The sequence below is a fragment of the Clostridium pasteurianum BC1 genome, assembly GCF_000389635.1.
Classification (GTDB): Bacteria; Bacillota; Clostridia; order Clostridiales; family Clostridiaceae; genus Clostridium_I; species Clostridium_I pasteurianum_A.
In genome coordinates, this window is the sequence record NC_021182.1 from 41,426 (window position 1) to 67,484 (window position 26,059).

24 protein-coding genes are annotated in these 26,059 nt (G+C 30.2%); 16 read left to right on the plus strand and 8 right to left on the minus strand.

Going from position 1 to position 26,059, the window contains the following annotated elements; genetic code table 11:
- From hypB to CLOPA_RS24040, 7 genes are all read left to right on the plus strand, one after another.
- Complete coding sequence (gene hypB / locus CLOPA_RS00210; protein WP_015613471.1) at nt 1-660, plus strand: hydrogenase nickel incorporation protein HypB; 660 nt, start codon at nt 1-3, stop codon at nt 658-660.
- A gap of 43 nt (nt 661-703) precedes the next feature.
- A complete protein-coding gene (locus tag CLOPA_RS00215) occupies nt 704-919 on the plus strand; it encodes a Sec-independent protein translocase subunit TatA/TatB (protein ID WP_015613472.1) in 216 nt (71 codons plus the stop codon).
- A 13-nt stretch (nt 920-932) separates the two neighbouring features.
- Nucleotides 933-1,685, plus strand: coding sequence for a twin-arginine translocase subunit TatC (tatC, locus tag CLOPA_RS00220; RefSeq protein WP_015613473.1), 753 nt, complete (start codon nt 933-935; stop codon nt 1,683-1,685).
- A 23-nt stretch (nt 1,686-1,708) separates the two neighbouring features.
- Complete coding sequence (gene tatC / locus CLOPA_RS00225) at nt 1,709-2,263, plus strand: twin-arginine translocase subunit TatC (RefSeq protein ID WP_242834247.1); 555 nt, start codon at nt 1,709-1,711, stop codon at nt 2,261-2,263.
- 213 nt (nt 2,264-2,476) lie between these two features.
- Nucleotides 2,477-2,701, plus strand: coding sequence for a HypC/HybG/HupF family hydrogenase formation chaperone (locus tag CLOPA_RS00230; protein ID WP_015613474.1), 225 nt, complete (start codon nt 2,477-2,479; stop codon nt 2,699-2,701).
- Nucleotides 2,688-2,855, plus strand: a complete 168-nt coding sequence (locus tag CLOPA_RS26715; RefSeq protein WP_431602560.1) for a hypothetical protein — start codon at nt 2,688-2,690, stop codon at nt 2,853-2,855. The genes CLOPA_RS00230 and CLOPA_RS26715 overlap by 14 nt, the downstream gene beginning before the upstream one ends.
- Nucleotides 2,791-3,075: a hypothetical protein gene (locus CLOPA_RS24040; RefSeq protein ID WP_431602561.1), complete on the plus strand. Its 285-nt coding sequence runs from the start codon at nt 2,791-2,793 to the stop codon at nt 3,073-3,075. The genes CLOPA_RS26715 and CLOPA_RS24040 overlap by 65 nt, the downstream gene beginning before the upstream one ends.
- Before the next feature lie 348 nt (nt 3,076-3,423).
- Here CLOPA_RS24040 and CLOPA_RS00235 read toward each other — a convergent pair whose 3' ends face one another.
- From CLOPA_RS00235 to CLOPA_RS00250, 4 genes are all read right to left on the minus strand, one after another.
- Nucleotides 3,424-3,786: a hypothetical protein gene (locus CLOPA_RS00235; RefSeq protein WP_015613475.1), complete on the minus strand. Its 363-nt coding sequence runs from the start codon at nt 3,784-3,786 to the stop codon at nt 3,424-3,426.
- 30 nt (nt 3,787-3,816) lie between these two features.
- Nucleotides 3,817-4,062, minus strand: a complete 246-nt coding sequence (locus tag CLOPA_RS00240; protein WP_015613476.1) for a BhlA/UviB family holin-like peptide — start codon at nt 4,060-4,062, stop codon at nt 3,817-3,819.
- 19 nt (nt 4,063-4,081) lie between these two features.
- On the minus strand, nt 4,082-4,621 hold the full coding sequence (locus CLOPA_RS00245; protein ID WP_015613477.1) for a sigma-70 family RNA polymerase sigma factor: 540 nt from the start codon (nt 4,619-4,621) through the stop codon (nt 4,082-4,084).
- A gap of 811 nt (nt 4,622-5,432) precedes the next feature.
- Complete coding sequence (locus CLOPA_RS00250; protein ID WP_015613478.1) at nt 5,433-7,232, minus strand: multicopper oxidase family protein; 1,800 nt, start codon at nt 7,230-7,232, stop codon at nt 5,433-5,435.
- Nucleotides 7,233-8,479: 1,247 nt separating this feature from the next.
- Between CLOPA_RS00250 and CLOPA_RS00255 the strand changes: the two genes are divergently transcribed.
- The 7 genes from CLOPA_RS00255 to CLOPA_RS00285 all read left to right on the plus strand — a co-directional run bounded on the left by CLOPA_RS00255 (nt 8,480) and on the right by CLOPA_RS00285 (nt 15,674).
- Nucleotides 8,480-9,370 (plus strand): fatty acid desaturase, encoded by an 891-nt coding sequence (locus CLOPA_RS00255; RefSeq protein WP_015613479.1) that lies wholly within the window; start codon nt 8,480-8,482, stop codon nt 9,368-9,370.
- A 121-nt stretch (nt 9,371-9,491) separates the two neighbouring features.
- Nucleotides 9,492-10,031 carry a Chromate resistance protein ChrB gene (locus tag CLOPA_RS00260; protein WP_015613480.1) on the plus strand — a complete coding sequence of 180 codons (540 nt, stop codon included), beginning with the start codon at nt 9,492-9,494 and terminating at the stop codon, nt 10,029-10,031.
- Between the two features lie 476 nt (nt 10,032-10,507).
- Nucleotides 10,508-11,569: an ABC transporter substrate-binding protein gene (locus CLOPA_RS00265; protein WP_015613481.1), complete on the plus strand. Its 1,062-nt coding sequence runs from the start codon at nt 10,508-10,510 to the stop codon at nt 11,567-11,569.
- Entirely contained in the window at nt 11,526-13,379 is a 1,854-nt protein-coding gene (locus tag CLOPA_RS00270; RefSeq protein ID WP_015613482.1) for an ABC transporter permease, read from the plus strand. The genes CLOPA_RS00265 and CLOPA_RS00270 overlap by 44 nt, the downstream gene beginning before the upstream one ends.
- Nucleotides 13,379-14,524 carry an ABC transporter ATP-binding protein gene (locus tag CLOPA_RS23480; protein ID WP_015613483.1) on the plus strand — a complete coding sequence of 382 codons (1,146 nt, stop codon included), beginning with the start codon at nt 13,379-13,381 and terminating at the stop codon, nt 14,522-14,524. The genes CLOPA_RS00270 and CLOPA_RS23480 overlap by 1 nt, the downstream gene beginning before the upstream one ends.
- Before the next feature lie 161 nt (nt 14,525-14,685).
- Nucleotides 14,686-15,468 (plus strand): COG4280 domain-containing protein, encoded by a 783-nt coding sequence (locus tag CLOPA_RS00280; RefSeq protein ID WP_015613484.1) that lies wholly within the window; start codon nt 14,686-14,688, stop codon nt 15,466-15,468.
- A complete protein-coding gene (locus CLOPA_RS00285) occupies nt 15,465-15,674 on the plus strand; it encodes a hypothetical protein (RefSeq protein ID WP_015613485.1) in 210 nt (69 codons plus the stop codon). Before CLOPA_RS00280 ends, CLOPA_RS00285 begins: the two co-directional genes overlap by 4 nt.
- A gap of 474 nt (nt 15,675-16,148) precedes the next feature.
- On the opposite strand, the gene CLOPA_RS00290 is transcribed toward CLOPA_RS00285, so the two are convergent.
- From CLOPA_RS00290 to CLOPA_RS00305, 4 genes are all read right to left on the minus strand, one after another.
- Entirely contained in the window at nt 16,149-17,873 is a 1,725-nt protein-coding gene (locus tag CLOPA_RS00290; protein ID WP_015613486.1) for a ferredoxin hydrogenase, read from the minus strand.
- 409 nt (nt 17,874-18,282) lie between these two features.
- Complete coding sequence (cooS, locus tag CLOPA_RS00295) at nt 18,283-20,157, minus strand: anaerobic carbon-monoxide dehydrogenase catalytic subunit (protein ID WP_015613487.1); 1,875 nt, start codon at nt 20,155-20,157, stop codon at nt 18,283-18,285.
- 123 nt (nt 20,158-20,280) lie between these two features.
- Complete coding sequence (locus CLOPA_RS00300) at nt 20,281-20,694, minus strand: RrF2 family transcriptional regulator (RefSeq protein WP_015613488.1); 414 nt, start codon at nt 20,692-20,694, stop codon at nt 20,281-20,283.
- 190 nt (nt 20,695-20,884) lie between these two features.
- The gene (locus CLOPA_RS00305) at nt 20,885-21,772 is read right to left on the minus strand and encodes a phosphatidylserine decarboxylase (RefSeq protein ID WP_015613489.1); all 888 of its coding nucleotides are present in this window, start codon (nt 21,770-21,772) and stop codon (nt 20,885-20,887) included.
- A gap of 366 nt (nt 21,773-22,138) precedes the next feature.
- Here CLOPA_RS00305 and CLOPA_RS00310 point away from each other — a divergent pair, with 366 nt between their 5' ends.
- Together CLOPA_RS00310 and CLOPA_RS00315 are read left to right on the plus strand one after the other, a co-directional pair.
- Nucleotides 22,139-22,726 (plus strand): TetR/AcrR family transcriptional regulator, encoded by a 588-nt coding sequence (locus CLOPA_RS00310; protein WP_041710673.1) that lies wholly within the window; start codon nt 22,139-22,141, stop codon nt 22,724-22,726.
- A 461-nt stretch (nt 22,727-23,187) separates the two neighbouring features.
- The gene (locus CLOPA_RS00315; RefSeq protein WP_015613491.1) at nt 23,188-26,001 is read left to right on the plus strand and encodes a YhgE/Pip domain-containing protein; all 2,814 of its coding nucleotides are present in this window, start codon (nt 23,188-23,190) and stop codon (nt 25,999-26,001) included.
- Nucleotides 26,002-26,059 lie beyond the last annotated feature (58 nt).

Below are 26,059 nucleotides of genomic sequence, written 5' to 3' on the forward strand. Positions count from 1 at the left end.
ATGAGTGAAATTAAGGTAGTAACAAATATACTTCAAACCAATGACGAAATAACTGCAAAGAATAAAGAAATATTAGATGAAAAAGGCATATATGTAATCAATTTAATGAGTTCACCTGGTTCAGGTAAAACTTCAATACTTGAAAAAGTTATTTCAAAACTTAAAGATGATATAAAAATTGCGGTTATTGAAGGAGATATTTACACAACAAAGGATGCAGAGAGAATTGAAGCACAGGGAGTACCAGTTGTACAAATTAATACAGGCGGAGCCTGCCATTTAGATGGAGATATGATTAAGAATTCACTTAATTCATTAAATTTAGATGAGGTTAATCTGCTTGTTATAGAAAACGTAGGTAATCTTGTATGCCCAGCTGAATTTGAGATTGGTGAGGACATAAAGATATGCGTTTTAAGTACTACTGAAGGAAATGATAAACCACTTAAATATCCGCTGATGTTTGAAAAAAGCAGCGCAGTTATTTTAAATAAAATAGATTTAATGCCCTTTACTAATTTTAATAGAGAAGAATTTTATAGAGACGTAAAATCTTTAAATGCTAATGCTATCACATTTGAAACAAGCTGTGTAAAAGATGAAGGATTAGATGAATTGTGTGTATGGCTGAAAGACAGGATTATTGAGAAGAGAAAGTAATAAAATTTTAAATATAAATAGATATTTTAGGAGGTAAAATATTATGCCAAGAATAGGATTTCCAGAGTTAATTGTTATTTTAGTAATAGCTTTAGTGGTTTTCGGACCGGGAAAGCTTCCAACAGTAGGAAAATCAATAGGAGAGGCAATTAATGAGTTCAAGAAAGCTTCAAATGAAATTACCAAAGGAAGTACTACTGAGGGTAACGCTACTGTAGCAAAGGCAGAAGCAAAGGCAGAAGAAAAGAAAGCAGAGTAGTTAGAGGTATATTATGATAAAAAGTGAACAAATCGTTGGTTTTGCAAAGTCGCTGGAGAAATTTAGGAAGATAATAATAACAATGCTTGTCATTGTTATTATTGCTGCTTCACTTATGTATTTTGAGGCTGATTTTATAATAGGTATTTTAGAAAAGCCTATTCATGGAGTTAATTTATACTTTATGGCGCCAGCCGAAGGAATAATGGTGAAAATGAAGATTGCCTTTTTAGGAGGAATAGTAATTTCATTTCCCTTTATAGCATATTTATTAATTTATCAAACAGGCTCAAAATTAACTGTAAAAGTAAGAAGGATCCTTTATTTTTTTGTAACTCCAGTTGCAGTATTACTTTTTATTGGTGGAATTTTATTTGGATATAAGCTATTACTTCCTTCTACAATTGGTTTTTTGATGAGTTCTGGAAATGAATTTATGAAAGCAAATTTGTCTGGGGATAATTATTTCTCTTTTATAGAGACTATACTTTTAGCTGTAGGTCTAATTTTCGAGCTTCCACTAGTGTTAATAGCCTTATCCAGAATAAATATTGTCAATTCAAAAATGCTAAAGGGAAAACGAAAAATTGCTTTGATGGTTTCACTTATAGCTGTAGCATTTGTAGCACCTTCATTAGATGCGATGACTTTTATTTTAGTAACTTTGCCAATAATAGGACTATATGAAATCAGTATCTGGTGTGTATATCTATTAGAAAAGAGTGATAAAAAGAAGCAATTATCTAAATTAAAGGAAAGTGCTTAAATATCAACATTAGAGGTGAATATATGACTAATGAAAATATAAGAGATATGTCTGTGGTAGATCATCTTAGTGAGCTTAGAAAGAGATTGATAATTATTATAATAGCAATAGCTGCTGCCACTGGAGTTATTTATGAAAAAGCTTATTATTTAATCAAATTTTTAATGCTGCCTATAGCTAAATTTAAATTGGAGCTTGTATATTTTTCTTTAACAGAAGGTTTTATGACCAGAATGGAAATATCACTGTTCGCTGGGAATATAATTGTAAGTCCAATTATATTATATGAATTGGCTGCTTTTATTAACCCTGGATTGTCTAAAAAAGAGAAAAATCTATTATATAAAAATTTATTCTTTATAGCAATTTTACTGCTTGCTGGCATGGCTTTTGGATATATATTGGTACTGCCCTATGCTCTTAGTTTTTTAATATCCTATGGACAAGATTACATGAATCCACTGCTTTCAGGCAGTACATATTTCAATTTTATTGGTATTTTTTGTTTCTTTACCGGAATTGTATTTTTGATTCCATATATAATTATACTTTTGGGTAAGTTGTCATTAATAAATTGAAAACGTCTTAGAAGGTGTAGAAAGTATATTATTATAGCTACGCTGACCCTTGAAGGATTATTTATTTCCAATGCAGGCTTAATTACTTGCATACTTGTTGCAGCTCCTGTACTGATATTGTATGAGATCAGCATATGGATTGTTTATTTTACAGAAAAAAGGTTAGAAAAGAAAAAAAGCGAAATTTAATGCATTAATATTGGAGGGATTAGTATGTGCTTAGCCGTTCCAGGCAAGGTTTTAAAAATAGATAACTATAAAGGTGTTGTAGAAATAGGAAATATGAAAAGAGAAGTATTTATGCACCTTATTCCTGATATAAAGGTTGGACAATATGTTTTAGTTCATGCAGGCTGCGCAATTGAAACAATTGATGAGGAAGAAGCAGCAAAAACTCTGGAAATAATAAAGGAGCTATCAGAAAATGAAATATGTTGATGAATTTAGACATGCTTTTGATGCAGATCATATAGCTTCCATTGATAACACTATTCGTAAATTAGTACAACAAAAAGAAGAACCTATAGGTGTTGGTTTTTTCTTTTCCATTGGACGTTCATCTGTGGTGTTTATTATGTCAATTTTACTATAATTTATCAGTTACTGGACTATCTATTGTAGCAGCGTTATGTATAGGATTTATTGAATTAGCTCAGATACTTAGGTTTAAATTTGGATTAAATACTGGAATTTGGAGACGGATACAAAATATTGATTATAGTGGAATTGGATATTTACTTGTAGGTTTATTTATTATATCATGGGGAGTATCATACATGATTTGGAAGATGTTGCGTTTTGAAAATACATAGATTTAATAGCAGGAAACATGAAAGATTATAAATTATTTTATAAAAGTGATTATGAAATTTGAACAAAAAATGAAGTTTAATTTTATTTTAATTGTTAATTAACTCATTTTGAGTAAATATTAATTTTATTTCGTTATATGGGTAAAGGGAGCATCCGTGCCACCAAGTGCAAAGTAAATAGAAATTTTCAAGTTTTTATATAAAAAACTGAAACCTATTGAAAAATCTATAAAATGAATTTTACAAAACTCTGCTGTGTAATATTGGAATCACGTCAAATTACCAGTAATCACTTACTTTGACAATGGTTGCAGAGATGCTCACATTACTCCGTAAACTAAAAATTTATTAATTCAATTTGTCCTTATTAATTTCACCAGCAATAGTTTGTCTTAAAAAGTCTATTTCTTCTTGAGTTAAATATGGACATTTCCTTTTTAATTCATGATTAAACATATCAATCTTATTATCAATAACATTAGTAGCTATTTCTTTTAATCTAAAGTGTTCTTCAACTATATTCCATATATCCAAAGCAAATTTCTTATCTTCATTATACTTTGTTATTCCTATATTTTTAATTAATTCATTATTTTTTAACTTTATAAAATTAATAATATGAGTTGATAATATAGTAATAACAACACCTATTATGGAAATTATTGATTTTATAATTATAGATAGTACTTGATTATCTATTTCTTTTAACATATTAATCACTCCATCTTCTTAATATTCTTATTAAGAAATATAATCCTTATTTTTTTTATCTATATGTTCTCTAATTATAATAATATTTTTTTTTACATCTTCTATTGCCTCAAATTCTTTTGTTAAATTTAAAATTATATTTTGATAATTTTTTTCTCTAATCTCTTGATTTAAATCCCTTTTTTCTTGAGCTTTTAAAATATAATATATCAATATTACAGCTAATAATGCCCATATTCCTTGAGATGCAGCTAGTTTTAATATATTACTTTCCATTCTGATTTAATTCACCACACTATTCAAGAGCTAATTTTCTTAAATTATTTAAAGCCCTGTTCTTTATTCTATTTACAGATTGTCTAGATATATTTAGTTGTCTCGCCAAATCAACTTCCGATATATTACAAATAAAAAGTCTATTTATAATATCATGTTGATATTGAGATAGATTGTCTAATAAAGCGTTTAAAAAAATACAATTATCTATTAAATCTTGACTTTCTTCTGTTGTATTTTTTAAAAGAATATCTATATCTAATTCCGTTTCTTTATTAATTATCTCTATATTTTTTTTAGAAAGTCTAATATATTTACGTCTAATAGAAGTATTAATATATCCAACTATATATTGTTCTTTTTTCAAAGCATCATTTGTAAATATAGGAATAGCTCTTATTGTTTCTATTAAAGCTATTATTAAATCGCTATTTGCACCATCATAATTTAATTTTCTACTATATTTTTTTATTAATGGATTAAATTTTTCTATAATAGCTAACATAGAATCCTTATTGTCTAACTGTGCTTCTTTTACTAAATTAAATAAATTTCTCATAAAACCCCTCCATTTTTTTCATTTATACTATATAAGAAGGGTATTTTGGTATTATTTGTAACATATTTTTACAAATTTATTATAATTAAATTAAAATAATAAATTAATTCAATATAATAGTAAAATAATTTGCTATTATATTATAAAAATAATGTTAAATCTAAATAAATTTGATTTTATGATATTTGTTATATGAAAGAATAATCATCTAAAATCAAAACTTAAATGGACAGTTAGACTCTTTAATGAAATCAGAAGCAGATATATATTGAGGTATTATCAATATTGCTTATAGAAACTACATTAAGAGATATGATTAATAAAATATCTAATTTTCACTCATCCTAATACAATAAATAGTGAACAATGACATAATTATATAAATTACTGATATTAAATAACATTTAATTTAAACCTTTTACACAAAATCTTACCTTTTATGAAGATATGGTTTGTAAATGGCCATTTAAATTGTTTTTATACGGTAAATAATGGCTTAAGGCTGTTTTTATACGAATCATTGCTATATTTCAATTCAAGAAAATGTTAATGATTTTCTTATTAAAGAGTTATTAATTTGAAGAAATAGAGTTAAAAAAGATAATATTCAATCAATTTATAAGTATACTCAAAGTAATATATCTATTGGGATTATTTTTAAAACTGTAAAAGTTGCTTAAGGGGAACTCTAAATATACACTGTAAAAATTTATATTAAAGTTCCTTTATTTATAGTTATAAATAAAGGAACTTTAACTTTTTCTACGTTTCTTTTGAAGATTCTCTTATCAGATTTTGTAATTTAATATTTTTATAATATTACTTTATATGGTCTCATCATTTCATTATCCTCATGGTCTATTATATGGCAGTGCCAAACGTATCCTGGTCCAAGATCAGGCCTGAAAGGATACAAGTTAACGCCTGGCGAAGAGTCATCAACCGAAGTGTCCTGTGGAGCAAAACGAACCCTAATTGTAGTAACTTCTCCAGGATTAGCTCTAACAGTATCCTTCCATCCACCTTCGTTAGGTGCAGGCAAGACTGGATTACCCTCCAGATATTGTGTAACAGGTAACACAGTAGTTGGGCTACTAAATGGAGGCGTGCCGTTTATTGCCATCCAGTCAGTTTTATATTGTTCAGCCTGGAAAGTTTGACGTGCTACAACCTGAAATTGTACAAGATGCAAATGAATTGGGTGTGCATCTGGAGTTAAATTAACTATTTCCCAATCCTCGGTTGAACCAACCTTTGGAAGTTCTGAAATTGGTGCGCTCCATTTTTGACCATCAAGAAGAATTTCCACAGGCCCAGCAGAACCCATTAATTCAATTAATACAAGGGTTCTTTTTGGAGAATCGCTTTTTAGAGCTGGAATAGTGTTAAGCTTTGCTGGAAGTACAGATGCAGATGGAGAAATTGCTGGAACATTCAACACAGTAAACTGCATAATTTGCCCAACGGTCTCAGGATCTGCAGGAGTCCCTGTAGGGAACGGGGCATTTGCATCATTACCAAGAATAATCTTGTTACCCGCAGCAACTCCGGAAAAGTCCACAAGTATATCAGCACGTTCTCCAGGTGCTAAAAGTAGGGACGTAAGATTTACTGGACTTGGGAGATATCCACCATCACTACCTATTTGAGAAAAAGTCATTTTATTAGAGAATTGGAGATTATAAAATCTTGAATTTGATCCATTTAATACTCTAAAACGATACTGTCTTCTTTCTACATTAAGGTTTGGCCATACTTTTCCATTAACCGTTATAGTGTCACCAAAAAATTCTGGTACCCAATAAGGATGTATATCAGGGTTTATTCCAAGGCTTGGAAACGCAAAGGAACCGTCTGTATTAAATGATCTATCTTGAATCACTATAGGTATTTCATACTTGCCCTTTGGTAAAACAGAGTTTGGCTTATCTAATGGATTTTTAGGATCTCTAAGAAGATAAAAACCTGCAAGACCCATTAAAACATTCAGTCTTGTTAATCCTAATGTATGGTCGTGATACCAAAGAGTAGATGGCAATTGCGTATTAAGATAGGTATAAAGTGATTTAGCAAATGTCGAACCTTTTATAGCTTCTTTATTAGTGAACCATGCATCAGGATGTCCATCTGATGAAGACTCGGTTTCCCCACCATGCAAATGTGGAACTATAGGAACAGGACTTTGTGCTGCCGCAAGACCTGGTGGAAAAGTTGGAACTGTTGCTGGATCTACCATACCTAATCCGTTAGGATCTGCCCAGTGCAGTGTAGGGTCAACAGGTAAAGGATGAGTTTCTGTAAGGCTGTTAACCCATTGGATATTAATTGGTATACCTCTTATTGCTTCAAAGGTGGCACCTGGAGCGTTTTTAAAATTCGGAAATAAAGTACCTGTCAATGGATCCTTTGCTGCCCCGCTGTATCCCCATACAGTAGTCATTGGGAAGCCAGAAGGTAAAATTTGTTGCGAAAACTCGCTTACATCTACGGTGTAGTTGTGGCTTATTTTCCCTGTTTGAGTATCTGCTATCACAGTTGGTTCATAAACAGGCGGTATTACTAATTGTTCACTATACTTTGGTATTGATTTTGGATCAAGTGAGATTGTCATAATGAAAACCCTCCTAAAAAATGATTTTTATAATAAACACATAACAAAATTCTTGTTTCTGTGTTCTCGGGTTAGTGGGAGCATCAGTGTCATTAAGTTCAAAGGATATGGGGATTTTTGCATAACATGAATGTTCCCACTACCCATTAAAGGTGTGTAATTTGAGTTATTTCCATGAGTGTCATTTAACCGTTGTTGTACTTCTAAAACTATTTAATCCATTTTTCATAACCTCATTTCTTAAATTAATTTGTATACATATATAAAAAAGACTTTAAGAAACAATTTGTAACCTTATATGGACTAGAAAAAGATTGGGAACTTGCTTTTGGAAGCAGTGGGAAAAGATTAAAACTAAGCATGATAATTTTAAAGGTTTAGAATTAATGAATACAAATTATAGGAATATGCAAATACAAGGAAAAGCTATTGGCGAATAGCCAATAGCCCAATAATTGAAACCATGCTTACAAATTCTTATTGAACCGCCAAGTACCGAACAGCTTACTTGCTAGTGTGAGAAATTACTGAATGAAATAATTATTCAGTTCCTAATCGATTTTGATACATATCATATTAAATTGTGTGAAATTTGGGTTTTGTGTATTACATTTTCATATTTTATTTCGCTTACTGCTACTAACTGAAATAGGACGAAGTATAAGGAACAAATTATATGTTGGCACTTTTGTTGGCAAAATTATATTTTTTTATTTTGTGAAATATTATTTTAAATGCGTAAAACCTAGTTATATCAATATTTACATTAGTTTATTAAATTTTATATTTTTATATATTTTCATCAATATATTAGCTACGAACCAGTTGGCCGGGGGTTCGAATCCCTTCTGACGCACCATGATAAAGCCTGTGATATTGATTTCACAGACTTTTAATATTTTCATAGTTTGTTTATAAAATAAAAAATGTTGGCATTTGTTGCAATTATAATTGCTGTAAGTCTATTTATTTTTATTGATATAAGAAGAAAATAATATTATAAATTATGAGAACATATATTTATTTTTAAAAAAATTTGATATAATACAAGTAAGAAATTGAGACAATGAAAATAGGGTGTTATCGTATAACTCTAGTTGTTTAGACAAATGAAACAATGCCAACTAATTCCTAGTTGTACTACTATTTTGTGGACGTTCTTTGTTAAGAAGCGCTGTTAATTGTCGGAATATTCAATAATTATCTTAAATATATAAAAATTATAAATTGAAGATGGGGGAACAAATATGGAGTATATATCTAAGAATAAAATTTGTAGAGAAAAGTGGAAGTTTTATTTTGTACTCTTAGCATGGCCGCTGTATCTGTTTCTAATGCCTATGGCATATAAATACATTGGCTACTTTTCAGTTATAATAATGATATTTCCTGGAGCTTATTTATTTACTTGGTTAGGATTTTTAATGCATGAATGTTGGCATAAATATGTGCCGGAAATAAATAATAAAGTTTTTTACAAAGTTTTTTCATGGTTCTTATTGAATGATCCTCAAACATATAACCTTATTCATGGTATTCATCATTCCAAGGTTAACAGTTGGGAGGATATCGAGTTTCATCCTTTGGGTAAGATTAAAAATACTTTACTCAGGCGTTTATATAATTTGATGGAAATTATTTTTGGAATCGCCTTTGTTTCATTTGTAGTTAACAGTATACTGCCTTATCATAAAGATTTTAAAAACAAATACAGTCGCAGAAGCCAGGTATTATCTATAATTATGTATATAATAATTTATGGAGGGTTAGTGTTAGCATGCCACTATGCTTTTAATATTGGCTATTCAACCATTGTGATACTATATATTGTGAATTTGTGGATAGTTTCTTTTGTACTGCATCATTCTCAATTAATCGAACATGGCAATTTAGTTTTAGAAGGAAATTACAAGGAAAGAAATGTGAAAACCAGGAATTTAAGCAATGATGGTATTCTTGAGAAAATATTTCTTTTTTTAACTCATGGAGATTCTAGGGAACACGTATTACATCATACACTTCCAGGTGTTTATTCAAGACCTTTTCCTAGAAAAGTTCCAATGCCTGCTGAAAGTATGTATATTAATTTAAAGGATTATATGAAAATACTTTGGGTTATGTTATCTGAAAAAATATAAATATAGAAGTAATATTGAAAGTAGAGAGAACATGTATTAACAAAATTTTAACGCTAAAGTGTATTGTAACAGTTATTACAACATGATAAAATACAACTAAATTTACAAAGGAGTTGGAAATATGACAGCTAATAAATGGCTTGTTATTACTTATAATTTACCATCAGAGCCTTCAAAGCTACGGGTCAAAGCATGGAGAAAGCTAAAAAAACTTGGTGCTATAAATATTAACCAGTCAATGTGGGTTTTACCTTTTAGTGAAAAAAACCATTCAGTCTTAGATTCCTTATCTGAAGAGCTTGAGAATAATAATGGAGAAACGTTTATTATGCAATCTGTATTTATGGAGGAGAAATTTGAACAAAGAGTAATAGAATATTTTAATAAAGCAAGACAAATTGAATATGAAGAAATAATTGATAAATGTGAGGATTACTTTGCAGAGATAGAAAGAGAAACAAGCAGAAAGAACTTTACTTTTGCAGAGGCAGAAGAAAACGAAGAGGAATTAGAGAAACTTTTAGCATGGTTTGAAAAAATAAAATTAAGAGATATTTATGGATCATCTTTAAGAAAGTCTACTGAGGAAATACTAGAAAAATGCAAAAATGTATTTGAAGAATTCAATAATAAGGTTTATGAAAATGAAAGAGAAGACTAAAATTTAATTAAAATTCAATTCTAATGGTGCTTACAAGTACATATTCAAGTATAATAAAAAATCCTCTTTTTGATAGATATAAAAATTTTCTTTCATAATAGTATAAATATCAAAAGGAGGATATCTAAACTTATTTCATTATCTTTAGTATTCATGTCATCAAGATCTTATTTAAACATAATTATAATTAGGCTGTCCTATTTCTAATTACTGAGGATAATAAATTATAATTAATTGAAGAGAAACAAACACACATCTTTTTATTAATTCAAATATTAAATTTTCTACAATATTACTTAACAAAGGTTAACCAGGAGTTAACGAAGATTAACTTGTAACACTTGTTACATATTGATATAATTTAGCATGTAACAAACGTTACGAGGAGGTGTTTATAGTTTTCAGTTAAAAATAAAATCGGAATTATACTTTTTATACTTTAAAATTTATACATAAATTTAAGGAGTGGTTTAGAAATGAACAAAAGTAAATGGATAACTGCGGTACTAGCATCTTTTTTAACTCTTGCTTCTTTAACGGCATGTGGTTCTAATCAGAATGCATCTCAGAATACATCTTCTGGAACGTCAGATAATAAATCTAAGGAAGTTGTTGTTTACTCTTCTGCAGGTTATACAGCTGATGTTGCTAAAGTGTTTGAGAGTAAAACGGGAATTAAAGTTAAAATAGTTGACGATTCGGCAGGAAACTTATTAGCTAAAGCACAGGCTGAGAGAAATAATCCTCAGTGGGATATGATGTGGATTGAAGGTACCGGAGCAATGGAAAGCTTAAATAAGCAAGGAATGTTATTGACGGGCTGGACACCAAAGAATGCAGAAAATTATACTGATCTTGGAAAGAGTCTTATTCCAAAGGATAAATCTTATATTCCAACTGGAACATCTGCAGCTGGTATAATTGCGTATAACACTAAACTGGTTACACCAGAACAAGCTCCGAAGGAATGGACAGATCTGTTGGATCCTAAATTTAAAAATTCTATTTCTATGAATGACCCTAACATTTCTGGACCAGCATATCCTTTTATAGCTGGTATATTTAAGGAACTGGGTACAGACAAAGCACATACTTTCTTTACTGATTTAAAAAATAATGGATGTAAATTTTTCCCTTCAAGTGGAACTGCTACTCAAGCAATTGTAGCTGGTACTGTAAAAGTAGCTGTACTACAAGATACAGGAGCACTTGATCTAATACAAAAAGGAAATCCTATTGCAATAGTTTATCCAAAATCTGGAGTTTCCATGGCCACTGGTGCTATAGGAATTCGAAAGAATGCAACTAATATGGATGCAGCAAAACAATTTACAGATTTTATTCTTTCCAAAGAAGCACAGGATATTATGGTTAAAACAAAGGGCGGAGCTTCTAATTTTCAGCCTCTTATTAAAGATATACAAGCTAAACCTGGGCGTCAACAGGATGTTAAGTGGAATGTAGAGGATCCTGTATGGTCTTCAAACCATGAAAATGAATTTAAAACTTGGTTCCATGAAAATATTGTTCAAAATTAAGCATATTAAAAATTTACGTCAAATCATGCCAGCTATTATTGCCTTTGTAGTTTTATTTGTGATTGTGGTCTATCCTTTAACCACAATCCTACTACAAAGTCTTTTCCCAAATATATTCGATGTGACGCCATCGTTAAAACCATCTTTTGGTGTGATACATAATGTTTTTACAAAGAAATATACTTATGAGGCAATAATGAATTCACTTTTGATAGGATTTTTTTCAACTGTAATTGCTACTTTTATTGGTACTGGTCTGGCAATTATAAATAAGCGCTGTGATATGAAGTTCCTAAAAGTTGTGGATTTATTTGCGTGGCTTGTTTTTATTACTCCATCGTATCTTATAGCTCAAGGATGGATTTTACTTTTACAAAGAAATGGTATTTTGAGTCAAGTAATTCCTGCATCTAATTCTATATCTAATTGGTTTTTTACTCCAGTAACTTTAGTTATTATTATGGGATTAAAGCATTTTCCTTTAGTTTATATTGCAGTTAGCAATGCTTTGCTAGGTCTTGGTTCAGAGTATGAGAATGCATCACGTTTATCTGGTGCCTCTCAATTGACTTCTTGGTTTAGAATAAATATTCCATTGCTTGTACCTGCTATGCTAGCTGGTGCTGCTATTGTTTTTGCTGAGGGTATAGGAGATTTTGGACTTACGGCTTCTATTGTTCGTAGTACTCATTTACCTGTTATTACATATGCTATTTTTGCAGCTTTAAATCAATCCCCAGTTAACTATCCCCTGGCTGGTGCGTTGTCATTTATATTAATAATTATAATAAGTATTACTCTAATTTTTCAACTATGGTTTTTAAAAAGAGGTTCATATAGTATTATTAAAAATCAAATTAGTGCTTCTAGCAAAATAAGGACAGGACTTAATAAGATATGGTTGTATCCAGTAGTAGCTTTTATTTTAATAATATCTTATGTAGTTCCGATAGTGACTACATTAATAGCTTCTTTGATGAAAACAATAAGTCATGGATTGGAAGCAAATAATTTTACATTTGATCATTACATGAATGCATTTAATATAGGTGGGGATTCATGGAATGCTATTAGTTTATCTATGGAACTTGCACTTGGAGCAGCAGTGGTAGCAGTTATTCTCGGGCTATTATTGGCTTATATTATTCAATATACTCAAGTTCCTGGTAAAAAAGTGTTATATTTTCTTACCATGTCTACAATTGCTATACCAGGTATTGTACTAGCAGCAGGATTTGTATTTGCATTTAATGCTATATGGTTGGTTCCACTTCATCTAGCCATTTATGGAACAATTGCTTGTCTTTACTTGGCGTATATTGCAGAAGTTTTACCTTATTCTGTTAGACTTCATGTTAGTGCATTAACTCAGATTAGTCCAGCTCTAATTACTGCAGGACGTATACATGGATCATCACCATTATCTCTATTTAGGAAAATTATAATTCCACTGGTTGCAAGTACATCAATATCAACTTTTTTCTTAGCTTTTGTTCATACGCTGTTTGAATTGCCAGCGTCACAATTGTTATATCCGCCTGGTTCACCACCTTTCTCTACGGTTTTAGATACTCTATATCAAAACAATCAATGGGAGAATGGAGCGGCATTAACTATAATAGCGGTAATTGCTACAATTGCTTTATATTCCATAGGGCAAGCTGCTTCAAAAAAATTTCTTTCTGTGTCCTATTCATCACATTCAAATAATTCACGAAAAAGAATAGAAAAGTCTGAAAGTAATAATATACAAGAATCATTACAACCTGTAAATTATGTAAATAAAACTAAAAGTGAGATGATAAATTAATGGGTTTAGAAATTAAAAGAGTAGCCAAAAGATATTCCAATAAGAATATTTTACATGAAATTTCTTTTGAAGTAAAAGATGGTTCCTTTATCTCCTTATTAGGGCCTTCTGGTTGTGGCAAGACTACATTGCTCAATATTATAGCCGGGCTTACAGAATTAGATGAGGGTGAAATACTAATGGATGGAATTACGGTTTCCTCAAAATCCTTAAATCTTCCACCGGAAAAGAGAAAAATTGGAATGGTATTCCAAGATTTTGCACTTTGGCCACATATGACCGTATATCAAAATGTTGCTTTTGGCTTACAAATGAATGGAATGAAGAGTAAAGAAATTGAAAAAAGAGTGTATGAGACTCTTGAAATATTTCACATGGAATCATATGCACATCATTTTCCATCAGAACTTTCAGGTGGACAAAAACAAAGAATTGCTATGGCAAGAGCCATTGCACCACGCCCAAAATTAATTTTAATGGATGAACCTTTATCTAGTTTAGATGCACAGCTTCGTGAAGAGATGCGCTGGGAATTAGTGCGTATTTTTCAGCAGTTTAAAATCACTACAATTTATGTTACTCATGACCGAATAGAAGCAATGAGTATGTCAGATGAAATTGTATTATTGAAAAATGGATATATTGAACAAATTGATTCTCCTGAGAATATGTATAATTTCCCCAAAACATCTTTTGCAGCACGTTTTTTAGATGTAACTAATGAAATTTGTGGAAAAGTTTCAAGAATAAATTCAGAATATATTTATGTAAAATCTTCAATTGGAATTATTAAGGCATTTAATACCTATAATGTTGAGGAAGGGCAAACTGTGACATGGATGTGTCGTCCATGTGATTTAGTAACTGTAGAGAATAATTTAGAATCAAGTTTTGATAAATCAACAAATAATGTCTTCTTAACAAAAATACTATTTAGATCATTTCATGGAGGGGTTTGGCGTTACATTGGTACCTTGATTACCTTAGAGATAGTTGAAGAATCAAAGCAGCAATTGCGTTTTGAATTTTCCTCATCAGTGAAATATAAAATTGATGAAATAGTTCATTTAATAGTTCAAGTTAAATTGTCTAGGTTATTACAGGAAGTTGAGATTTCTTCTACTTCTAAGGAAAAAGGTGCATAAACTTCTTTGAATACAAATAATATAGTGTTAAAAATTCATAAATATATAGATTTTTTCTAGAATATAGATTATAATTTATATTAAATGTAACACTTGTTACACTTGATATAAATTATTTACTAGAATATATAAAAGTAAAAGAAATTGAAAGGAGAATTATTATGATCTGGTCTTCTATATTACCATCTTTTTTTGCTTCAATAGTTGAATTTGTTGAAGCCTTGACCATTGTGCTAGTTGTAGGTGTCACTATTAACTGGAAAAGTAGCTTATTGGGAGGGCTTGCTGCATTTGTAACATTAGCAGTACTTGTTGCAATCTTTGGTTCAACATTAGTACTATTTATTCCAATTGAGGTATTAAGAGTTGTTATAGGAATAATACTTGTACTATTTGGTTTGCAATGGCTTAAAAAAGCACTACTTCGTTATAGTGGTTTTAAGGATTTACACGATGAAGCAGCTATATATCAAAAAAAGATGAAAGAACTAAAAGAACTTGGTAATGTAAATACTAATGAGTTTAATGGTTTTGGTTTTGTTACTTCCTACAAAAGTGTGCTTCTGGAAGGTCTAGAAGTTGCATTTATAGTTATAACTTTTGGGTCCACTGCTACAAGCAATAAAATTGACGGTATATGGGCAGCAACTATTGGAGCCATTTTAGCATTTGCAGTTGTGTCTATACTCGGGTTTATAGTTCGTACACCTCTTACTAAGATTCCAGAGAACACGCTAAAATTTGTAGTTGGAATAATGCTTACATCTTTTGGAACATTTTGGGCAGGAGAAGGTCTTGGAGTAAGTTGGTTATTTTCTGATGTATTCCTACTAATACTAATGGTATTCTTCGTTGCATTAAGTGGCGTAATTGTGTGGTGGCTTAAACGTTATAAAATAGCAGAAGAGAAATACAAAACAGAACTAGGGGGAATAGCAAAATGAACATAATTACTAGTGTACTCAAAAAAATATTTGACTTTTTCTGTGGTGACTGGATAATATTTTGGGGTGTAGTAATAACCTTAATTGTAGTAAAGTTAATAGAGCAACTTGGAGTGACATATATTGGAGCCATAGCAGGTATTATTTTTATGGTTGGAGTCTCATTAAGTTTAGTAAGTGCTCTTAAAAAAGAAGCTAATGTTTGATTATAAAAAATACACTCTTGATAACAGAGTGTATTTTTTATATTATTATATTTTTGGGAAATATATTCTATAGTAAAAATATTTAATTTTGTAGTTAAGTATTATAGTACAGTTTGATAAAATTTTAACAGATATAGTACAGTTTATATGTGCATATATAACCAAAATTATCAATAAATCTTACTTAGTGGAAACTAAGTCTAGATGAATTATCCAGGGATATACTGCTTATATTTACATTTTTAGAAAAATACGCAAAAAAATTTATTTTGTATTTGTTAGCTTCCTATTTAGAGTGGTGTGATATCACAATGGCTAGTCATTAAAAAAATTTCATATTGGAGATTATTTATTTTAACATATAAATATAAAAGCTATTTAGTCATAAAATTTGACTAAATAGCTTTTATCATAAAGAGATGTGAGTAAATCTTTCTATAACATTATAGTTTCACAGAAAAATATAGCTTTTCGCTATTTTTTATATTTAAAATGTAGTATTTCGTGAGCAAGTCCTTCACCAGGTTTACCAAAATAATCTTTATACATTTTAAGCAATGCAGTATTTGTATGAGATTTTCTCTTTGTAAGATGAGCATCTTGATTATATAGTACAGAAGCTCTTACCTTTTTTATATCTACTTTCTCTAGATCTTTTGGATTTACATGAGGTTGTCCTCCACCATTTACACAGCCTCCATGACAAGCCATAACTTCTATAAAGTGATATTGCTTTTCTTTCATCTTACCAGATTCCATAAATTTAAATAAATTTGAAGCACCATTTATAACAGCTACACTGTATTTTTCACCAGCTAGTTCTACTTCTGCTTCTTTTATTCCATCTAAACCCCTTACTTGTTTATACTCTACATTTTCAAGTTCAGCACCTTCAGCAAAATCTTTTGCGCTTCTTAGAGCTGCTTCCATAACACCACCTGTTGCACCAAAGATAGCACCAGCCCCACTGTATTCACCCATTGCTGGGTCTACCTCGCTATCTTCAAGTTTAGCAAAAGGTATTTTAGCATCTTTTATCATCTTAGCTAATTCTCTAGTAGTTATAACGGCATCTATGTCTCTAATACCGTCATTTTCCATTTGCGGTCTATCAGCTTCAAATTTTTTAGATGTACAAGGCATAACTGTTACAGTAACTACATTTTTAGGATCAAGCCCAGCTATAGCAGGATAATAGGTTTTACTTGCAACACCAAATATCTGTTGAGGAGACTTAGCAGATGAAAGATTACCTAATAATTCAGGATAATAATTTTCAGCTTGTCTTACCCAGCCTGGACAACAAGATGTAAACATTGGAAACGGTCCATTATTTTTTATTCTCTGTACCAATTCAGTAGCTTCTTCCATTATAGTCATGTCAGCTCCAAAATTTATATCGAATATTTTATCAAAGCCAAGTTGTCTTAATGCTGTGTAAATTTTTCCTGTTACATCAACTCCAAAACCCATATTGAAAAGTTCTCCTATGGAAGCTCTAACTGATGGAGCCATGGCAACAATGACATGTTTTTCAGGGTCGTTTAATGCATTCTTTACTCTATCAATGTGTAATTTTTCTGTTAGAGCAGCTACAGGACATGCAAGTATACATTGACCACATAATAAGCAATTAGTATCATCAAAGCACTTCTCATCTTCTGATCCAATAATAGTTTTATCACCTTTATTTATGAACTTAATAGCACGGGTTTCTGTATTTATTTTACATGCATTAACACATCTGCCGCATAGTAGGCATTTTGTTCTATCTACAGTTAAGGATTTACTTCTTAAATCAACATATTCAGATTTATCTTTTGGTAAAAATGGTTTTGAAGCTCTTGCTTTATATTTTATAACAAGTTTGAAAAGTTCACAGTTTTCTCTTCTGTTACATGGACCGCATTTGAATTCATGCATATCCAGTAGCTCAGATATTCTACTTTTAATCTTTTCATTAACAGCCTCAGAGTTTGTATTTATGACCATTCCATCTTCAACATAAGTATCACAAGCAGTTACTAATCCTTTACCTTCTACTTCTACAGTACATATTTCACACTTGTTTACATTATTATTACAATTATTTAAAAAGCAAAGTGTAGATATATCTACATTGTTGTCTTTTGCCAATTTTAAAATGGTAATGTTTTCAGCAGCTTGTACTTCTATACCATTTATGATTACTGTATTCATATTAATCCTCCCAAATTAAATTTGAAAAATACACACAATTATAACTTGTACACTAATAAAATTATATTCTTAGTTAGAATTATGTGAAAATATTCACAATTATCCACAATAGTTAGCTAGTTAAAAAATTATTTTTATCTTAACAATATAAATTTTACAAAACTTATTGGATTTTTGCAATAAGTAAAATTATATTATTAATAAAATATTTATAAAAAAGTTAAATACATATACTATAGTATCATATTTACAGATAAACACTTGGAAAGTTAATTTTAACTTTCCAAGTGTATTCTTCTTTAAATTAATTAATATACAAATAACCTCTTGTTTTTAGATAATTAATTTAAAATTATTGAGTTTAACAATATGATACTATAAATAATTTATACCGTAATTGAAATTAAATTTAAATATTTAAACTTTTTCTTCTCTCTTCAATAATAGCTTCTAATTCATCAGCCGCCTTAATAACATCTTCTTGAACTATTAGTTTTCCACCAGTAATATTAACTAGATCTTCTTTAAGTACCTTTGAAACTACAGCACTTCCATCAATAAATGGTGAAATTGCTACATGAAGTGGAAGACCTAAAGTTAAACCGAAGGCTGCATCTGCCAGTGCCTGCTCTTCAAGCCATTGTGGTGCTGAAAGTACAAGCGGAAGCTGAGGTATATCAATGTTTAATGCCTTTGCAAGTTCTACAGCTACCATCTCCAGTCTTCCTATTGCAAGACAAGGTCCAAAATTAAGTACAGGAGGAATTCCAAGTGCCTTGCAAACTTCTTTAAGACTATCTCCAGCAAGTTCTGCAGCCTTTGGTGACATAAGTCCTACATTTTCAAGTCCACCAGAAGAACAGCCAGCAGATAAAACTACAATATTTCTCTTTATTAACTCTTTAGTAAGTTCTACAGTGAATACATCATGTCCTTTTGCAGTAAGATTAGAACATCCTACTACTCCTGCTACACCCTTTATTTTACCCTCTGCTATAAGTTTTATAAGTGGTTCAAAGGTTCCACCTAAGAATTCTTTTAAAGATCCTTCACTTACCCCTGTAATTACATCATCATGTCCATGATCCTTTGGAATGTCTATGTTAACTGAGCCTCTTCTTTCTTTATAGCTATTTAAAGCTTCATCTATCAATTTATCACTTATGTTTTCTGCATCCTTCATACTGAATGGAACATAATCTGCATTTTTCTTTTTAGCTACATCATCTATGCATATCATCTTTACTTTATACTTGTCAGCTATATCTTCTATACCTGGTATAGTACAGTTAAATTCTGAAACTACAAGATCAATACCGCCAGTAGCAAGAACAGCTTCACTTGTATAGTTGTTTCCAGCATGACCAGAGAATACTTCTTCATAATGTTCTCCTCTTAATTGTAAATCTTGTCCTACGCAAGTACATCCAACTAATTTAAAGCCCTTTGCCCCTACTGCTTCAGCTTTCTTTTTAATATCTTCATCAATAAGTCTATCTTGAAGATGAGCAATATCTGAATGCTGATGACCTGTTACCATAATATTTATATAATCTTCATCTATAACTCTAAAACCAACCTTTGCTGCTCTTATCTTTGGAGCACCAAGCATTACATCATTTAATAAATTCGTAAGCATAAGTCCATAAATACCTGTGGAAACTCCAAGTGTTAAAGCGTTTAAAAGCATATCTACAGGATCGCTGCTAAGATTTGTAGAAGTCTTAACTACTGCATCAAATACTTCTGACTTTGCTCCACCAGGAAGTATTCCATTCTTCTCCCAATTTTTAAGTCTTGGTTCATAACCTAGTTTTTTAACAAGCTCCATTTTTTCAAATCTTGGCTTATATAAATCGCTTAATACTGTTTCTGCAACCTTTATAGCTTTTTTATTTAAGTCTTCTTCTTTAATGCCAAAAGCATTTGCTAATTGATCTAAAGTTTCTGGACTCTTTATTTTTAAATTTCCTTTACCTTTGCCTATTTCCATTAAGTTCCGAGCAGTATTTTCAACTACATGAACATAGCATGCTGAACCAGCGGCAATAGCTCTTAAGAAATTTCTTGCAACTATTGTATCCGCATCTGCTCCGCAGACACCTCTAGGTGATTTAGGGGTTATTCTACAAGGACCATTAGAACATAATTTACAGCAGACACCATCTTTACCAAACTTACATTTGTTTTTTTGTTGTTCCACTCTGTTAAAAGATGTTTCCATACCTTCCTTAGACTCTAAAAATTCACATAACTTACAATCGGCTGATTTACACATTGACATTTTAATTCCTCCTCAAAATTTGAAAATATATTTATGATAAGTTTATAAAAATTTAAATTTATTTATCTAAAAGTATACTAAATTAGTATACTTTTAGATAAATAAAAGACTTATCTTCTGCACTCACCAAGTATCTTTTCTTAAATCCTCAAAATTTATTTTTTCTAAGTCATGAATCATATTTGATTGAACTTTGTATAATGCTCCATGGATAGCACAATTATCTCCCTTACTTGCGGAACAGGTATCCTTATCATACAAACACCTATTTATAGTTATAGGACCTTCAATAGCTTCTATAATATTTCTTAAATTTATGTCTATTGGTTCTTTTAACAGTGCATATCCTCCGTTTATACCTCTATAAGATTTTATTATTCCAGCTTTGATAAGCTTTCTTAAAAGTTTTAATAAAAATCTTAAAGGTATATTCCCAAGTTCGCATATAGTTTTTGCATCTAAAACATCTTTTTCTGTATTTTTTGCTAATATAAGTACTGCTCTTATTGCATAATCACTTTCTTGAATGATATTCATTTTCTCACGCCTATCTACAAACTATACCTATTTGGTACACTTTTATGATATATAATTTAATTACATTTGTCAATACTTTAATGAAAATTATTCATTTATAATCAATATTAATTATTTATAGTAAATAATTAATAGATTACCTAATAATTAGTATAATTTTATGTTAATCTACACTACATAATATAAAAAATTAAAATTTTAAACCTATTTTTTCACCCATATACACTTTAGTTTCAAAATTTAACCTAGATTGTTTTAATATATCATCATCAATTTTTATTCTGTTGTTTTCAAAAAAAAGTACTATTGTGGAGCCACCAAATTTAAAGTATCCCTTCTCTTGTCCCTTAGATATTCTTTTATTTGGTGAGTAAGTTTGTATTATTGATCCAACACAGGTTGCACCAACCTCTACATAAAGTACATCTCCAAAATTATCAGAATGAAATATACTCCATTCTCTTTTGTTTTCGCAAAACACCCCATTTATTTTATTTAAAGCTATGGGATTAACTGAATAATAGCTGCCTTTAATTTTAACAGTAGCTTCACAAATACCACTATCCAAAAAATGAAATCTGTGATAATCTGTAGGACAAAGCCTTAAAATGATGCAACTGCCATTTTTATACTTTTCAGCAATAATATCATTTTTAATAAAATCACTTAATTTATAGGTTATACCTTTGACTTGTATTAAATTATCTAGATTTATATCATTGAAAGCAGTAATTCTACCATCGCAGGGTGAAATAAGAGAGTTTTTATTTTTATCAATAGGCCTAGAACTTTCAACTAATTTTCTTGAAAAAAAATCGTTAAAAGATTTGAACTCATTTATAGATTTTTCATTGTGAGATATATCTATATCAAAATTAGTTACAAATTTTTTTGTTTTATAACTGCTTATTTTAGAGTTACAATAGAAACCATAAAATTTAGAGAAAAGTTTTTTCTTTAAGAATTTTTCTAATAAATTCATTCCCATAGGAGAATTATATATCCAATTTAAATATTTTTCACCAGCTACCTTTTCTATTTCATAATTTTTGGTTTTTCTATTATAGTATTTAATCATTTTATAATTCCTCATCAAATTTATTTAAACGGGTCTAGTGTTGATTATAATCTCTTTTTATGTAAAATGTCAAAATTATATAGCACAAATAAATTCTTTAATAAATTTACAATTATGTTTATTTATATGATGGAATTTTATCAAAATATATTGTTATATGACATTTTAATAGTATAATTAAGCAGAGAAGAAAAATCTTAGATTTTGCGTCAATGGTTTTTGCAGAATGCAGTGGGAGTATTAGAGGCTATAGTCATCGGATGAAATGGAATTGTATTGATGGTAAATTATAGCTATAGTGAAATTAATTTAAAAATTCAATAATTAATCAAATAAAATATGTTTCAGTTGATTTGGGGTGATTTTATGAATAAAACTAAGAATGCAATTTTTCATTCTGCAATTAAAGTTTTTTCAAATAATGGATATAATGGTGCTACTATGGACGAAATAGCTAGTAATGCAGGGGTTGCTAAGGGAACGTTATATTATCATTTTAAAAGTAAGGAAGAAATATTTAAATACATAATCACAGAAGGCGTAGATCTCATGAAAAATGAGATTGATGAAGCAACTAATAATGAAAAAAGCCCACTAGAAAAATTACAAGCAGTGTGTAGAGTTCAGTTGAACTTAATACATGAAAATAGAGATTTTTTTAGAGTTATTGCTAGTCAGCTTTGGGGTAAAGAACTTAGGCAATTAGAGCTTAGAGACATAATGCGGCGTTATGTTATTCATATTGAAGAGTTTGTAAAAGCCGCAATGGAAGTAGGCTCTATTAAAGAAGGTAATTCACTATTTTTAGCTTATGCATTTTTAGGAACACTATGCTCTGTATCTCTTTATGAAGTAGTAAATGCAGAAAGTGATAATATTAATGGTACTATCAACAATTTAACGGATTATATTTTGACGGGTATAGGATTACAAAAGTCAACTGATCAAATTTAAAGAAGCAAGAGTTCCCTGCTTCTAACGGTTTGTAATGTACTATCCATCTCCCAACTATAGAGGATAGGAGAATTCCGTATATTAGGTTAAAAATGAATGAAAAGCTTATAACTGAATAAAAATTAGCAAGAGGCTGTCTCACAATGCATATCTATGCATAGCGAGGCAGTTTTTTAACTATTCTGCTATTAAAAATAATAATTTAAATCTGATTTTTAATAAATAAATGAGATCATTCTCAGATCTGATGAATATTTATTTCTTTTGAGACAGCCCCTTTTACAATAAAATTTTTATAATAAAAATAATAGATTTATTATGATCTTTGTATACTTATTTTTATATATTTATGTTTTCAAGTATTGACAGTAAATAAAAAAAGAGTTATAAATATAACTGACCAGTCAGTATAAAATGGTAAATGCTTTTTTTAAATAACAGCTTTAGGGGAGGAAGATAAATTGAATTTCTTAAAAATTACATCTAGAGACATAAAGAAAATTTTCAAAAATAGATTCATTGGAGTTTCTGTTGTTGCTATTATAATTACTCCTTTATTCTATAGTCTTTTTTATCTATCCTCATTTTGGGATCCTTATGGCAATTTACAAAATATGCCTGTGGCTGTAGTAAATTTAGACAAGGGTACTATAAATGATGGTAAAAATGTTAACTATGGTGGAGATTTAGTAAATGAGCTTAAGAAAAATAATGATGTTGGTTGGCGATTTGTATCGCAAAGTAATGCCGATAATGGTCTAACGGGAAGCAAATATTACGGAGAGGTAGTAATTCCTGCAGACTTCTCAGAAAGGGCACTTAGTGCTAAAAATGGAGTACCTGAAAAACCTAATATTGTATTCAAGGATAATCCAAAGAAAAATTATATTGCTACAAAGATATATTCAAGTGTAAAAACAAATTTAGACAATAAAATAACTAAAACATTGGTAAATGAATACACAAAAGTAATTTTTGATAGCTTATATAATGTTAAACATGGCATGGATCAGGCTGTAGATGGAAGCAGTAAATTAGCTAATGGTATTTTAAGTGTTAAAGATGGTAGCAATCAACTAACTAGTGGTGTTTTAAGCTTAATGGGTGGAAGTAATCAACTGAAGAATGGCTTGGCAACTGCTGTAGATGGAAGCAGCCAGCTTAAAACAGGTATAGCCAGTGCTAAGGATGGAAGTGGTCAGCTTAAAACTGGTTTACAACAATTGAACAGTAAAATACCAGAATTACAGAATGGGGTTCTTGATTTGTTCAATGGTTCAAATCAATTGGTTAGTGGAATTGGAATTAGCAATCCAGATGATTCTTCTAAATTAATAGGTGGAATTAATAAGTTTACAACAGGAATTAGAACTGCACAAGATGGGATTTCAACCTTAAATAATGGATTGATTAGTGAATCCACAGGAGTAAATGAAGTTGGAGGTGCTATAGGAATTCTTAATAATAAGATAAATGGACAAAATGGTTTAGTATCTAGTATAAATCAATTAGGGGGTGCTATAGGAACTCTCAATACAGAAGTAAATGTAGGTGGAAATGGGCAGCCAAGTTTAGTAGACGGAATTACTAATGGAGATCCACAAAAGGGTTTGGGGTCGGCTGTACAGAAAATTAATAACAGCTTAAATGGTGATGATGGATTAGTAAATGGAAGTAAGAATGTAAATTCTAATTTAGATTCACTTAGTAAATCAGCAAATGGATTAAATGAAGCTATTCAAGATCAACAATTACAAGAGTTGATTAGTGAGTATATGAATTCTTCAACCAGTGATAGTAGAAAATTGCAGATTGGTGCTAATTTAGTTTTTAAAATGAATGAATTATTAAATAAAGAGTTAAGCCTTAATAATGGTGTTATTGCAGTAAGTAAGGCCAATGGAAATATTGCAAGTGGAATAAATGATTTAGGGAACGCATCAGAAGGGCTTAATACTAAAGTAAATGGACAAAATGGTTTAGTATCTAATATAAATCAATTAGGAGGCTCTATAGGAACTCTCAATGCAAAAGTAAATGTAGGGGGAAATGGGCAGCCAAGTTTAGTAGATGGAATTACAAATAGAGATCCACAAAAAGGTTTAGCTTCAGCTGTAGGTGCCTTAAATACGGCAGTAAATATAGGAATTAATGATAAACCAAGCTTAGTGACTGGTATGCAGCAATTAAAGGATGGTACAACTAATAATCTTGTTCCTGGAATAGGTGAACTATTTGATGGTAGTAACAGCATTCTTTCAGGAGCAAATGCAATTGGAAATGGAGCATTACAATTAAATAATGGTTTAAATAATTTAAGCAATAGCACTCCAACTCTTTCGAGTGGTATAACACAGCTCTATAATGGAGCAAGTACTTTAAACGATGGAACAAATAAGCTTTACACAGGAACAAGTGATTTAAATAATGGTATAAATAAACTTTATAATGGGGCAGTGAGTTTGAGTGATGGAACAAGTAAGTTATATGATGGAGCAAATGGATTACAGGATGGAACAAATAAACTTTATGACGGTTCCAAGGAACTTAGCGATAAACTTTCAAATGGTGCAGGAGATCTAAATAAGAATCTTAAAAATTCAAGTACTACTATGGGTAATTTTGTATCCCAACCCATAAATGTAGAAACAGAACATCTATTTGCAGATGAAACTTACGGCATTGCACTAGCTCCTTATTTTATACCTATTTCTATATGGGTAGGGGCTATACTCATGTTCTTTGTAGTTTCTGATGAAGTGGATGAAGATATAAAGGTAAAAGCAAAGTCAATTGTCATGGGAAAATATCTAGTATATATAGGAATTGGTGCACTACAAGCAATTTGTGTAAGTACAGCGGTATTATTCATAGGTATAAGACCGAGCAATTTATTCGCATTCTACTTATTTAATATATTTATATCCTTTGTTTTTATATCTATAATGCAGTGTTTAATATTCTTGCTAAAGGATGTAGGAAGGCTTCTTGGTATAATACTTTTAGTTCTGCAGCTTGCCTCATCAGCAGGAACTTTTCCAATAGAGCTTTCACCAAAGTTCTACAGAGTAATTTCTCCATTTATGCCTTTTACTTATGTGGTTTCGGGATTAAGAGAAGTTATAAATGGAATAAACTATAGTGTACTTGGTAAGGATATTGCATTTTTAGTGCTTGTGTTCATTGTATTCTTTACATTGTCTCTAACGTTTAGAGGCAAAGTTGTTAAATTTCATGAAATTATAGAAGAAAAAAAGAATGAGTCAGCAGCCTAGATTTATCAATAAAAATAAAAAGTTACCTAGAATTATTATAAAAATTAATAAAATAACA